Here is a 12,629-nt window from a genome sequence, read left to right as displayed (position 1 = left end):
GAGTGTTGACGAATGTCAATGCCGAAAGCCGTGTGCGAGGCTCCTCCATCCATCTAACGTGGGTCCTGTGGAAGCGACGAGGCGTCCACGGGTGGTGAAGGAGAAGACGATGAAGACGATCCCGCTGCGCCCCCTCGCGATCGGCGCCTTCGCCTGTCTCCTGTGCGCCGCAGGGGGCGGGGCCCTCGGCGCCCTCGTCCTCGCCCCGCCCGTCCCCGCCTCGCTCGACGCCCCTCCCGCACTCGACTCCGCCCCCGTCGAAACCCGCGTCATCGACGATGCGCGGACGATCCCCCTCTCCTTCATCACGGGCGAGACGACGAGCATCTCCGCCCCGATCCAAGGGAAAGTCACCGCCCTCGCCGTCAACCTCGCAGGCCCCCTCGAATCCGGGCACGAGATCGCGCGCATCGATGAACGCCCCCTCATCGCCCTCGCCACCTCAACCCCCCTGTACCGGCCCCTCACGAACGGACTGAAGGGCGACGACGTCACCGCCCTGCAAGAAGAACTCGCCCGCCTCGGCTACACCCTCTCCGTCACCGGAACCGTCGACTGGAACACCCGATGGGCGCTCGCCGACCTCCTCGGCATCGAGGACGGCACCGGCGGCGTACCCGCCGAGATTCCGAGCGAGAGCGTCGTCTGGATCCCGGCCCCCTCGGTCACCGTCGCCTCCCTCGACATCGCCCTCGGACAATCCCTCGATCCGGCCGAACCCATGCTCTCCGTCACCGACTCCTCCGAGCGCGGCGTCCTCACCCTCCCCGAAGAGGCGATCGCGGGGGACCGCGTCCTCACCCTGTCCACGGGCGCGCTCCCCGTGCCCGCAGACGGCGTCATCACCGACCCCGCGACCCTGAAGGCGATCAAGGACTCCGACCAGTACAGAGCCTTCTCCACGGCCCTCGGGGACGGCGAAGGCGTCTTCACCGTCCCCTGGTCGCTCGCCACCCCGATCAGCGCACTCGTCGTCCCGCCCTCGTCCCTCTTCGGAATCGTCGGCGCCGACGCCTGCATCGCCCAGAACGGTGACATCCACAGGGTGCAGATCATCGGCTCGCAGCTCGGACAGTCCTACATCACCTCCGACGATCCCCTCACCGCAGTCGACCTCCACACCGAGGGGCTCACATGCCGGTGAGCCTGCGCACCCTCGGCCACCGCTTCGGCGACGGGCCCTGGCTCTTCCGCGGCCTCACGGAGACGATCGGAGAAGGAGAAGTGGTCGCCCTCGTCGGCCCCTCCGGCTCGGGCAAGTCGACCCTCCTGTCGATGATCGCCGGGTGGACGGCCCCCGCCGAGGGGAGCATCGAGCTCGCCGCGCCAGCGGGGGACGAGGGCGGGACCGGCGCCCGACCCGGCGGAGCGCGGATCGCCTGGGTCTTCCAGAACCCCCACGGCGTACCCGGCCGGAGCGTCCTCGATCACGTCGCCCTGCCCCTCCTCGCGCGCGGAGCCTCGCCCTCGGACGCGGACGAGCAGGCCCGGCGCCTCCTCGCCGACTTCCATCTCGACCGCGTCGCAGACCGCCCCTTCAAGACACTCTCCGGCGGTGAAGCGCAACGCATGCTCCTCGCGCGCGCACTCGCCACCGAAGCGGACGTCCTCCTCGTCGATGAGCCGACCGCACAGCTCGACCAGCGCACCGCCGCCCACGTCGCGGACACGCTCACCGCCCTTCAAGACCGCGGGCTCGTCGTCCTCATCGCCACCCACGACCCCCGTGTGCGCGACCGCTGCACTCGCGTCATCGACCTCGCCGCCTACACCCCCGACGACGAGGCCGAGCGATGAGGCCCCGAAGCGCCCGAGTGCGCGCCCGGAGCGGGCGACGGGCCCGCATGAGCATCGGGGCGCTCGCGCGCGAAACCTGGCGGGACATGACGAGCGGCACCGCCTGGATCGGCATATGGACGCTCCTCGCCGCCCTCCTCCTCGGCGGAGGGATCAGCCTCGACGTGCAGGTCATCGCCCGAGAAGCCAGGGCCGCAGCGGACTACCAAGCCTCCCTCGCCTCCGTTCGCGTCGTCGAATCGAACCAGGCGATCGACGGGGCGACATGCCGGGCGCTCGCCGAGCTCGACGGAGTGAAGGGGGCGATCGCGATCCGAAAGGCGCCAGAGCCGCTGAGCCCCGCCGCCATACCCTCCGCATCCCTGCAGACCTGGGAGTACACCGGTGGCGCCGAGGGCGTCTTCGACATGATCTCCCACGACCCTGCGGCTTCGGGCATCATCCTCGCCGAGCAGGTCGCGAGCGCCCTCGGCCTTGTCGTCGGCGACGAGGCCGCCCTGAAATCCGGAGCGTCGACACCGGTGAAGGGGGTGTACGCCTGGGATGAGAACGACGGGCGCCGCACCGGCTACGCCTACTCGGCGCTCGTGCCCGTGCCCGCCCGGGGGCGCTTCGACGCCTGCTGGGTGAGGCTCTGGCCGCTCAACCCCGCCGTCGACTCCCTCATGCGGCTCGCCGTCATCCCCGGCGACGAGCACCAGCAGGTCGACACCTACTCGGTGAACGCCTCCCTCGGCACCGCCTTCGACGGGCCCGGGCGCTACGCCGGGAGGATCACCGCCCCGATCGCGTGGATCCTCTTCGCGCTCGGGCTCGGCATCGGTGCGCTCTCGGTGCGCAGGCGCCGCCTCGAACTCGCCTCCGACCTGCACGCCGGGGTGTCCAGAACGGACCTCGTCGCCAAGGTGGAACTCCATACGGCCGTCATCGCCCTCTTCGCCGCGATCCTCAGCGCCCCCGTCCTGACGGGGATGATCCTCCGCGTTCCCGAGGCTGACCGACCGGCCCTGTGGGCGCACGCCGGCCTGCTCGGCCTCGTCGGCGCATCAGGCCTGCTCCTGGGCGCTCTCCTCGTCGCTCTGGCGCTTCGTGAGAAGAAGCTCTTCGACTACTTCAAAACGCGGTAGCGGAGGACGGGCGATGAAGCGGAAGGCACGCATTCAAATCGTCGAGCGCCAGGCCGGTTCCGCCCCCCGCGACCGGCTCGACGATCTCCGGAACGAGGCATGAATTCCGATCGACGGAATGCGCAATAACGTCATGCGATCGCGCGGATACCGCGATTCAATCCCAGAACTGCGCGGCGACCGGGCGGACCCGCGGCGCCTCGAACCATGCGCAGGCGCACGGCGGAACCAGCGTCCGTCCATCATCCGTCGTCTCGGCGGGCGCCGAGCTCACGAGCAGTGCGGCCGTCTGCGGGACCGCGACCGGCTCGGCGCAAGAATTGAGAACCACCATGACCGGGCCGTTCAAATGCACGGACACGCCCTCGCGGCTCCACGGCAGGCCCCCGACGATGCCGAGCGAACCAGTCGCGAGCTTCGCAGACGCCCGGATCTCAAGAGCGCGCCCCATGACCGCCAACTCGGGGCAATCGGCCGACTCCGGCGCTGAATCCCCCTGTGCCTGTGGGGCGCCCGCCCCGCCCTCGGCGATCGGGAACAGGCCGTGCGCGCGCAAAGCCCCGGGAAGCGACACCGCATGAAGGAAACGAGCAGCGCCCTCGGCATCCCCAGCGCAAGGGAGGGGCATCGCCCACGCGGTGACCGCCCCCAGGCGGTCGTGGGCATCCAAAGAATCGACGAGCGCCTCCTCTAGCGCCGCCGAATCGAATGCGACGGCGCGCAGAGCATCCCAGCGCAGGTGGTGGAACCACTCCTCCTCCAAGTGCGAACGCAATTCGCCCGCATCCGCCCCCTCGATCGCGGCCGTCACGATCAGAGGAGCCTCTCCTGCGGCCTCCGCCTCGGCCTCCACCAAACGGACGAGCTCGCTGAAACGCTCACGGGCGGTCCGAACCGTCTCGAATGAACCGTGCAAGCCATCCGCACGGGCATGAAGATCCACGCCATCGGCGCCCGCCTCAACGGCCCCCCGCACGAGGACCAGCACGGCGGCCCGACGCGCATCGAAATCCAGCTCCGGATCGCCGAGCCCCTCGAACACCCGATCGGGGAGGCGGAGGATGACCCGCGCGCCTGCCGCGTGCCCCCGATCGACGAGGGCGCGCAGCGCATCGGTCGTCGTCGTGAACAGCGAAACCGCAGGCGACAGGAGCGCCGCGTCGAAACCGATGGAGACCGCCAGCCGACAGGAGTCCTCGACCTCGTTCATGCTGCGCTCGGACATGATCTGCGGCGGTACGAAGATCGTGCTCGAATGCCACCAGGGAGCCGGACCCCGTGTCGCACGATGCACGAGGGACGTGCGCACGGACTCTTCCACACCTCGCTGTTCCACCACGGGTCCATCGTGTCACAGCTTCGCCTCCGGTGTGCTGCGCGCCCGGAGGATAGGCTGAGACCGTGAGCTCACCCAAGCGCCCCCTCATCGAAACCGGACTCGTGCCCGTCTACTCCGAAGCCGACCAATCGCGCAGAGTCGCCGAGTCCGCGAAATCCGCGATGCGCACGGCCTTCGAACGCGACCGGGCACGCATCCTCCACTCCTCGGGCCTTCGCCGCCTGGGCGAGAAGACCCAGGTCCTGGGGCCCGCCTCCAACGACTTCGTCCGCACCCGCCTCACCCACTCCCTCGAAGTCGCCCAAGTCGGGCGCGAACTCGGCAAAGAGCTCGGAGCCAACCCCGACGTCGTCGACGCCGCCTGCCTCAGCCACGACCTCGGCCACCCTCCCTTCGGGCACAACGGCGAACGCGTCCTCGACGAACTCGCCGCCGACTGCGGGGGTTTCGAGGGCAACGCCCAGACGCTCCGGCTGGTCACGAGGCTCGAACCGAAGGTCGTCGGAGAAGGCGGCGAGGCCGCGGGCCTCAACCTCACCCGCGCGACCCTCGATGCGATCTGCAAGTACCCCTGGGCGAAGGGGGAGGGCCCCGATCCGGTGAAGTCCTCGCGCAAGTACAGCGTCTACGGCGACGACCTGGGCGTCTTCGCGTGGATGCGCGAGGGGGCGCCCGCGGGCCGACGCTGCCTCGAAGCGCAGATCATGGACCTCTCCGACGACATCGCCTACTCGGTCCACGATGTCGAAGACGCCGTCGCCACCGGGAAGTGCCCGGTCGCCGCGCTCGCCGACGACGCTCTCCTCTCCGAGGTCATCGATTCGACGATCGCCTGGTACGGGCCGGGAGTCGCCCGCGCCGACTTGGAGAGCGCGATCGAACGCCTCCTCGGCCTCGACGCCTGGGTGCGCGAATTCGACGGCACCTACGCCTCCCTCGCGGCCCTCAAGGACCTCACGAGCGAACTCATCGGCCGATTCTGCGCGGCCGCCGTCTCCGCGACGCGCGTCGAATTCGGGCCGGGGGCGCTGGGGCGCTACCGCGCCGACCTCGTCGTTCCGCCCTCGACGCGCGCCGAGATCCAAGTCCTCAAGGGCCTCGCCGTCCATTTCGTCATGAGCCCGCGCGAATCCGAACCCGTCTATTACCAGCAGCGCACCCTCCTCGCCGATCTCGTTGACGCCCTCATGGAGGCCGGTCCCGCCGCGCTCGAACCGATGTTCGCCGCCGCCTGGCGGAGCGCCGAGGGCGAGGGCGGGCGCCTGCGCGCCGTCATCGACCAGGTCGCCTCGCTCACCGACGCCTCGGCGTCGAAGTGGCATGCGCGCTGGTGCGGGATGCTGTCGACGCAGCTGTAGGCGCCGTTGCGGGTGGGGGCCGCTGGCGGGACCGGATCCCCTCGATGGCGAAAGGTGATGCTTTCGGCGCCGGAAGGTGATGCTTTCGGCGGGGGCGGCAGGCGGTGGCGGGCCCCGGTAGAATCGCCTCGTGCCAGGGCTCATCCGTAAAGAGGACATCGCCGCAGTGCGCGAAGCCGCGAAGATCGAGGAGATCGTCGGCGAACACGTCGCCCTGCGCTCCGCAGGCGTGGGCTCGATGAAGGGCCTGTGCCCCTTCCACGACGAACGCACCCCCAGCTTCCACGTCCGCCCCCACCTCGGCATGTGGCACTGCTTCGGCTGCGGCGAGGGCGGGGACGTCATCTCCTTCGTCCAGAAGATCAACCACCTGTCCTTCGCCGAAGCCGTCGAATTCCTCGCCCAGCGCACCGGGATCACCCTGCACTACGAGGAAGGAGGGCGTCAGGTCCGCACCGAGGAACCGGGCAGGCGCCAGCGCCTCCTCGACGCCCACCGCGTCGCAGAGGAGTACTACACCTCCTGCTTGAACACCCCGGAAGCCCATGCCGGACGCGCCTTCCTCGCAGGCCGCGGCTTCGATCAGGCGATGTGCGCCCACTTCGGAGTCGGATACTCGCCCGACACCTGGGACTCGCTGCTGCGCCACCTGCGCTCCAAAGGATTCACCGACCAGGAGATCGAGATCGCCGGCCTCGCCACGCGCGGGAACCGCGGCCTCTACGACCGATTCCGCGGTCGCCTCATGTGGCCCATCCGAGACATCACGGGCGCGACCGTCGGATTCGGCGCCAGGCGCCTGGACGACGCGGACAAGGAGTCCCCGAAATACCTCAACACCCCCGAGACCCCCATCTACAAGAAATCGCAGCTCCTGTACGGACTCGACCTCGCGAAGAAGGCGATCTCCCAAAAGCGCCGCGTCGTCATCGTCGAGGGCTACACGGACGTCATGGCCGCGCACGTCGCCGGTGAAGCCTGCGCGGTCGCGACCTGCGGCACGGCCTTCGGGTCCGAGCACGTCAAGATCGTGCGACGTCTGCTCGGCGACAGCGCCGACCCCGCCGCCGGCGTCCTCCTGTCGAACGGCCGTCCTCGCGGATCCGAAGTGATCTTCACCTTCGACGGCGACGCCGCGGGCCAGAAAGCGGCCCTCCGCGCATTCCACGAGGACCAGAACTTCGCCTCGCAGACCTTCGTCGCCGTCGACCCCGAAGGCATGGACCCCTGCGAAGTGCGCATGGCCCGGGGCAACCAGGCGGTCCTCGACCTCGTCGCCTCCCGCGCCCCCCTCTTCGAGTTCGTCATCAAATCCGTTCTCCGCCAAGTCGACCTGCGCACCGCCGAAGGACGCGTTTCCGCCCTGGCCGCATCGGCCCCGATCGTCGCCTCCATCAAGGACCGGGCCCTGCGCATGGAGTACACGCGATCGCTCGCCGGATGGCTCGGCATGGACATGCCTTCGGTCTCCGATTCGGTCCGCCGCTCCAGACGCCCCGCGCCCGAACCCCGATACGGCGAGAACGACGACATGGCGGGGGCGGGCATCCCCGCCCCCGCGCCCAGGCGCGGCCCGGAAGACCCCATCGCGAAACTCGAACGCCAAGTCCTCGAAGCGGTCCTCCAGCATCCGATCTACCTCATCGGCTCCGGCTTCGATGAGCTCGACGGATCCTCCTTCTCCGTCCCGACGCATCGCGCCGTCCACGACGCCATCCGCGCCACCGGCGGGCTCGACGCCTTCGGAGCGCTGCTGCGCTCCGCCGAAGCCCACTTCGGCCAGGGGGAGCGGGCGAAAGACGCCGCCACCCGCCGCTTCGCCGAGCTCGTGCGCGAAGAAGCGGGCCAGATCGTCAGCGCGGCCGTCGCCGAACTCGCCGTCGCCCCCCTCCCGCAGGACCGCGAGGATGAGATGCGCGCCTACTGCCGCGGCGTCGTCGGCGCCCTCGTCCGGATGGACCTCACGCGCAAGATGGGGGAGGCGCGCTCGCGGCTGCAGCGCCTCGACGAAACCGACCCCGCCTACGCAGAGGCCTTCCGAGAGCTCATGGTCCTCGAACAGCGCAGGCAGTCCTTCGCGGAACGCGACTGACATTCCCCGCCCCGCTCGGCTACGGTACCCACGAACGCGCACGCGCGGCATCCCCCGACCGACCGGCACCTCCGCCCTCGTCACCGGGCGAAAGGGCGCACCTGAAGGAGACACCATGGCAGAAGTCGAGAGCTTCACGCTGGACCACACGGCCGTTCTCGCGCCCTACGTCCGCCTCATCAGCGTCGAAACCGGCCCCAATGGGGACCGGATCTCCAACTTCGACCTGCGCTTCGTCCAACCGAACGAGGGCGAGATCCCCACCGGAGGGCTCCACACGATCGAGCACCTCCTCGCATCCCTGCTGCGCGACCGGATCGGCGGCGTCATCGACTGCTCGCCCTTCGGCTGCCGCACCGGATTCCACCTCATCATGTGGGGCACCCCGAGCATCGAGGAGGTCGCTCGCGCCCTCGTCTCCTCGCTGAGCGCGATCGCCGAGGACGTGACCTGGGAGGACGTTCCCGGCGTCGACATCGTCTCCTGCGGGAACTACCGGGACCACTCCCTCTTCAGCGCCAAGGAATGGTGCGAGAAGATCCTCGCCCAGGGCTTCTCGACCGACCCCTTCGTGCGCAGGCCCCTGGAGGAGGCCTGACCCGTTTCCCGGCGCCCCCTGGGCGCGGGCCCAACGGGCGGGTCGAAGTCGAGAAGACCGAGCCCGGGGTCCAGGCCGAGGGCTTGAATCCGGAGGACCGAGCCCGGGGCGGGGCCTGAACCGGAGCTTTGAAGACCGGGGCTACTCGAGGCCGACCCCTTCGCGCATCGCGCGCTCGAAACGCTCCGCCTCCCGACGACTCGGCTCGTCCAAGGGGCCGAGGGCGGTCAGGACGGAGAAGAGCCGATCGTCCTCGCGCCGACGGATCCACGCCGTCACGCGCGTTCCATTCGACGCGCGCATCGACAGATGGCGCACGATCGAATGGTCCACCCGATCCGACACCCGGCGCATGAACGCCCTGGGATCCGTCGAATCGGTGACGACCCTCAGCTGCGGGCGAGCCGGATCCATCCACTCCACGACCAGGGCCCGATCCCGCCCGGACCACGAGGCCCGGGCGATCTCGTACCACATGCCCGAATCGACGGGCCCCGACTCATCGGCGACGATGAGCGCGTGACGACCGGCGATCGCCCAACCGCCGGACTCGAGAGCCTCAACGGGGGCCCTGCGGTCTGAATCGGGCAGCGCGGCGCGCACGGAATCGGGCAGCGAAGAGGCATTCGGCATAGCGCCGATTCTACGGTTCCCCGGCGACGAGGGCCGGACGGGGAGCGCAAGGGCGAGGAAGAACGGCCGCAGGGCCGCGACGACGAGAAAGGCCGGACGGGGCGAAGCCCTCGAACGGGGGGCGCCTACTCGCCCGCCGCTGCCGACTGCGCCGATTCGGGGGCCAGCGCCTCGGCGCCGATCAAGGCCCGCGAAGAGGCCCCGGCGCCCATCGGGAACGCCCGAAGGTCCTCAAGAGCCGCATGCGCGCCCACGAGACGGACCGCCGCTTCATCACTCGACAAGAGCGACAGATCCGCCGCGATGAGCGTCATCGACAAGGAATCCGCGTCTCGCGCCTCGAGCTCGCAGCGCAGCGCCCGTCCATCGACGGCACCCGCCGAGATCAGCGCATCAGCCCGGGCGAAAAGCGCATCCATCCGGGGCGTCGGCCCCGGTGCCGACCCGTCGATGAGCGCCGCTCGAGGAAGGGTCTGGGCCACGCAATCCCATGCGGCGACCGCCTTGCGGAGCTCCTCGGAGCCGCCGAGGGCCTCCTGCGCCCCTTCGAGCTCCGACGGGGGAAGCGTCGTCGACTCCTCCAGGGCCTTCGAATCCAAGCCCCAGGTGCCCAAGAGCGACAGGGAATCCGTCCCCGTGATGGCGCGCAGTCGATCATTGAGGTCCTCGACGCGTCCGTCGCCGGCCTCGACCTCCAGTCCGTAGACATCCGCCAGATCGAGCGCCGAACGATAACGGCCGAGGGCGAGGGCGGCGAGAAGACGAGCCTCCCCGGGAGTCGTGCGCGCCGGATCCGAAGCGATCGCCAGATCGCGCCTGGCCGTCTGCGCGAGCCACGAGGCGAACTCAGGCACCTCGACCGGCGCATCCGCGATCGCGGGGACGTCCTGCGCGCCTTCGGGCGGCTGCCCCGACCACGGGTCCCACACACCGCCGATCGCGGTCCCGCGCTCCCTCGAATCCTCCTCGATGGCGCTCAGGACCGTGCGGCAGGACTCGCACTCGCCCGTATCCGATGCGAGGGACCCCGCCCTCGTCGCCGCGGCCGCCTCCGTCCGCGCCGCCTGGTCGCGAATCGCCTCAATGGCCGTCAAAGGGGGAAGAGCGGTGCCATCGGCTCCGATGCGCACAGGTCCGAGCGTGCACGACGACAGGCCGAGGGCGGCGGTCAGAAGCAGGGCCGGAAGCATCGGGCGCGAAGGGCGCAGCCTCACCGGGCCTTCGCGGCGCACTCGAGCGGAGGGCGGGGGAAGAGCATTCGACACCCGGGCATCATCCCACGCGCCGGGCCGGGTACGATGGGCTCGCCGTGCCGTGTCGGGAACTCAGGAGGAACATCGTGTCTCACGCGCAGCGCCTCGACGCGCTCGAAAAGCGTCTTCGCCCCGTCGTCGAAGGATTCGGACTCGAACTCGACGCGGTCGTGTCCCTCAGCGAATCCGGAATGAAGATCGTCCGAGTGACCGTCGAAGCGCCCGAGCCCGGCGAATCCGTCGACTCCGACCTGCTCGGGGACGTCTCCCGCGCGGTTTCGCCCCTCGTCGATGAAGCCGATCCCATCGAAACGGAGTACTTCCTCGAAGTGTCCACCCCCGGAGCCGAGCGCGAACTCACCGAACCCAGGCACTGGCGCAAGCAGATCGGAAGGCCCGCGCGCGTCAAGCTCCGCGACGGATCCGTCATCACCGGAAAAGTGATGTTCGCCGACGATGAGGGCGCGGAGCTCGATGTCGACGGGACAACGACTAGGATCGAATTCGCACAGATGAAGAAGGCGCGGGCCCGCGTCGAATTCGGTTCGGAGGAATGAGACGCATGGAAATCGATATGACGGCGTTGCGCATGGTCGAGCAGGAGAAGGGCGTGTCCCTCGACCGGCTCGTCGACGCGATCGAAGAAGCGCTGCTCAAGGCCTATCACAACATCCCCGGGGCGATCTCCCGGGCCCGCATCGAAATCGACAAGAAGACCGGTCGCGTCACCGTCATGGCGACCGACGAGGACGAGGACGGGAACCCGATCGGCGAGTTCGACGACACGCCCAAGAACTTCGGGCGCATCGCCCAGGCCACGGCGCGCTCCATCATCATGCAGCGCTTGCGCGACGCGGACGACCAGAAGGTCCTCGGCGACTTCGCCAACCAGAAGGGGCGCGTCGTCACGGGCGTCGTCGATCAGTCCCGCGACGGGCGGATCACGATCGTCAAGGTCGGCGACGACTTCGAAGCCGTCCTCCCGGATTCTGAGAAGGTCCCCGGAGAGGCCTACCGGCACGGGGACCGCATCCGCGCCTTCGTCGTCAACGTCGAGCGCACCGAGAAGGGCGCCCGCATCACCCTGTCGAGGACCCATCCCGGTCTCGTCGCCGGACTCTTCGAACGCGAGGTGCCGGAGATCCAGCAGGGCCTCGTGAAGATCAAGGCCATCGCCCGTGAATCCGGCCATCGCACGAAGATCGCGGTCGCCGCGACCCGCGAGGGGATCAACGCCAAGGGCGCCTGCATCGGGCCGATGGGCGCGCGCGTCCGCGCCGTCATGACCGAGCTCGGCGGCGAGAAGATCGACATCGTCGACTGGTCCGCGGATCCCGGGCGCTTCGTCGCCAACGCCCTTTCTCCGGCCCGGGTCTCCCGCGTCGTCGTCCACTCCGTGGAGAACAAGACCGCGACGGCGATCGTCCCCGACTTCCACCTCTCGCTCGCGATCGGCAAAGAGGGGCAGAACGCGCGCCTCGCCGCGCGCCTCACCGATTTCCACATCGACATCCACTCGGACACCGAAGAAGGCGAGGAGGGGCTCGTCTCCCGCACCTCGATGGCCGATGACGTGACCAGTCGCTCATACTCCGATCCCGGAGATGACGAGGCGCTCGACTAAGCTGAGCACGTGACGCATTCCGCGCTGAATACAGTTTCCGCCTCGATGGGAGCGGATCCTGTGCGCACCTGCGTGGGATGCGCGAAGCGCTCGTCGCGTTCGGACCTCATTCGAATCGCGGCGTCACACGGGATCGTGACACTCGATCCCGAAGCAGTGCGACCCGGTCGGGGCGCGTGGATCCACCCGGATCCGCGATGCGTCGACCGAGCCCGTCGAACACGGGCTCTGCGCCGTGCGCTCCGCCTCCGGGAGGACCCTCCGGGAGACTTCTGGGATGCGCTCGAGAAGGTCGTCGAGTCCAGGGCGTCATCGACGCCCGACAACGAGTAGTGAAAGCGGGTTGGAAGCCGATGGGCACCCGATGAGTACCCAGCGATGAGCTGCCAGCAATACCAGTAACGCGTCTCCGTTCGGAGGCGCTTCCGAACAGGAGAACAGTGGCAAAGTTGCGTGTCCACGAGCTCGCGAAGGAGCTCGGAATCACCAGCAAGGAACTTCTCGCCTACCTCAAGGACAATGGCGAGTTCGTGAAGGCGTCGTCCTCGGCGCTCGAACCGCCGGTCGTCCGGTCGGTGCGCGAGCACTACGGGGCGAATGCCCAGGCCGCAGCGCCTGAGACCGCTGCGAAGGAATCGGCCCCCAAGACGGCGGCCCCGGCCTCGAAGCCGGGCGCCCCCAAGCCGGGCGCGGCGCGCTCGACGAAGGCGGCGGCTGCGTCTGCGGAGCAGGCCTCCGTCGAAGGCGCAGCGGCGAAGGCCGCGCAGAGCTCGGCGCCGGCCTTCTCGGATAACGCCGACGCCCACGA

The 12,629-nt window shown here is 69.4% G+C and carries 13 protein-coding genes; 10 read left to right on the top strand and 3 right to left on the bottom strand.

Annotation, left to right across the window (positions count from 1 at the left end; genetic code table 11):
* Positions 1-109: 109 nt before the first annotated feature.
* The 3 genes from ACQY7V_RS06330 to ACQY7V_RS06320 are packed head-to-tail and all read left to right on the top strand — an operon-like array spanning position 110 to position 2,924.
* The gene (locus ACQY7V_RS06330; protein ID WP_428639408.1) at positions 110-1,144 is read left to right on the top strand and encodes a peptidoglycan-binding domain-containing protein; all 1,035 of its coding nucleotides are present in this window, start codon (positions 110-112) and stop codon (positions 1,142-1,144) included.
* Complete coding sequence (locus ACQY7V_RS06325) at positions 1,135-1,797, top strand: ABC transporter ATP-binding protein (protein ID WP_154478377.1); 663 nt, start codon at positions 1,135-1,137, stop codon at positions 1,795-1,797. The genes ACQY7V_RS06330 and ACQY7V_RS06325 overlap by 10 nt, the downstream gene beginning before the upstream one ends.
* Before the next feature lie 47 nt (positions 1,798-1,844).
* Positions 1,845-2,924, top strand: a complete 1,080-nt coding sequence (locus ACQY7V_RS06320; RefSeq protein ID WP_428639407.1) for a hypothetical protein — start codon at positions 1,845-1,847, stop codon at positions 2,922-2,924.
* A gap of 157 nt (positions 2,925-3,081) precedes the next feature.
* Here ACQY7V_RS06320 and ACQY7V_RS06315 read toward each other — a convergent pair whose 3' ends face one another.
* Positions 3,082-4,233, bottom strand: a complete 1,152-nt coding sequence (locus ACQY7V_RS06315; RefSeq protein ID WP_428639405.1) for a hypothetical protein — start codon at positions 4,231-4,233, stop codon at positions 3,082-3,084.
* A gap of 92 nt (positions 4,234-4,325) precedes the next feature.
* Here ACQY7V_RS06315 and ACQY7V_RS06310 point away from each other — a divergent pair, with 92 nt between their 5' ends.
* The 3 genes from ACQY7V_RS06310 (at position 4,326) to ACQY7V_RS06300 (ending at position 8,311) form a co-directional block, all read left to right on the top strand.
* On the top strand, positions 4,326-5,621 hold the full coding sequence (locus ACQY7V_RS06310; RefSeq protein WP_407826439.1) for a deoxyguanosinetriphosphate triphosphohydrolase: 1,296 nt from the start codon (positions 4,326-4,328) through the stop codon (positions 5,619-5,621).
* A gap of 130 nt (positions 5,622-5,751) precedes the next feature.
* Complete coding sequence (gene dnaG / locus ACQY7V_RS06305) at positions 5,752-7,713, top strand: DNA primase (protein WP_303774043.1); 1,962 nt, start codon at positions 5,752-5,754, stop codon at positions 7,711-7,713.
* Between the two features lie 115 nt (positions 7,714-7,828).
* Complete coding sequence (locus ACQY7V_RS06300; protein ID WP_320836501.1) at positions 7,829-8,311, top strand: S-ribosylhomocysteine lyase; 483 nt, start codon at positions 7,829-7,831, stop codon at positions 8,309-8,311.
* Positions 8,312-8,452: 141 nt separating this feature from the next.
* On the opposite strand, the gene ACQY7V_RS06295 is transcribed toward ACQY7V_RS06300, so the two are convergent.
* Positions 8,453-8,944 (bottom strand): hypothetical protein, encoded by a 492-nt coding sequence (locus ACQY7V_RS06295; protein ID WP_154478385.1) that lies wholly within the window; start codon positions 8,942-8,944, stop codon positions 8,453-8,455.
* A gap of 125 nt (positions 8,945-9,069) precedes the next feature.
* Positions 9,070-10,209, bottom strand: coding sequence for a hypothetical protein (locus ACQY7V_RS06290; RefSeq protein ID WP_428639402.1), 1,140 nt, complete (start codon positions 10,207-10,209; stop codon positions 9,070-9,072).
* A 74-nt stretch (positions 10,210-10,283) separates the two neighbouring features.
* Here ACQY7V_RS06290 and rimP point away from each other — a divergent pair, with 74 nt between their 5' ends.
* The 4 genes from rimP to ACQY7V_RS06270 all read left to right on the top strand — a co-directional run.
* On the top strand, positions 10,284-10,754 hold the full coding sequence (rimP, locus tag ACQY7V_RS06285; protein ID WP_303774040.1) for a ribosome maturation factor RimP: 471 nt from the start codon (positions 10,284-10,286) through the stop codon (positions 10,752-10,754).
* Positions 10,755-10,759: 5 nt separating this feature from the next.
* Entirely contained in the window at positions 10,760-11,821 is a 1,062-nt protein-coding gene (gene nusA, locus ACQY7V_RS06280; protein ID WP_235361374.1) for a transcription termination factor NusA, read from the top strand.
* A gap of 45 nt (positions 11,822-11,866) precedes the next feature.
* Positions 11,867-12,154 carry a YlxR family protein gene (locus tag ACQY7V_RS06275; RefSeq protein ID WP_154478393.1) on the top strand — a complete coding sequence of 96 codons (288 nt, stop codon included), beginning with the start codon at positions 11,867-11,869 and terminating at the stop codon, positions 12,152-12,154.
* Between the two features lie 107 nt (positions 12,155-12,261).
* Positions 12,262-12,629, top strand: a 368-nt coding sequence (locus ACQY7V_RS06270) for a translation initiation factor IF-2 N-terminal domain-containing protein (RefSeq protein WP_428639398.1), incomplete at its 3' end; no start/stop codon positions are given.

It is taken from the genome of Schaalia sp. (genome assembly GCF_050312375.1).
GTDB classification, from domain to species: Bacteria; Actinomycetota; Actinomycetes; order Actinomycetales; family Actinomycetaceae; genus Pauljensenia; species Pauljensenia hyovaginalis.
Note: the sequence above shows the minus strand (reverse complement) of the source record. Positions and strands in the feature narration are given on the sequence as shown.

What these genes read in the sequence shown, in the direction of transcription:
- ACQY7V_RS06330 (WP_428639408.1), top strand. Translation starts at nt 110, where the DNA reads ATGAAGACGATCCCGCTGCGCCCCCTCGCGATCGGCGCCTTCGCCTGT.
- ACQY7V_RS06325 (WP_154478377.1), top strand. Translation starts at nt 1,135, where the DNA reads ATGCCGGTGAGCCTGCGCACCCTCGGCCACCGCTTCGGCGACGGGCCC.
- ACQY7V_RS06320 (WP_428639407.1), top strand. Translation starts at nt 1,845, where the DNA reads ATGAGCATCGGGGCGCTCGCGCGCGAAACCTGGCGGGACATGACGAGC.
- ACQY7V_RS06300 (WP_320836501.1), top strand. Translation starts at nt 7,829, where the DNA reads ATGGCAGAAGTCGAGAGCTTCACGCTGGACCACACGGCCGTTCTCGCG.
- ACQY7V_RS06295 (WP_154478385.1), bottom strand. Translation starts at nt 8,944, where the DNA reads ATGCCGAATGCCTCTTCGCTGCCCGATTCCGTGCGCGCCGCGCTGCCC.
- nusA (WP_235361374.1), top strand. Translation starts at nt 10,760, where the DNA reads ATGGAAATCGATATGACGGCGTTGCGCATGGTCGAGCAGGAGAAGGGC.
- ACQY7V_RS06275 (WP_154478393.1), top strand. Translation starts at nt 11,867, where the DNA reads ATGGGAGCGGATCCTGTGCGCACCTGCGTGGGATGCGCGAAGCGCTCG.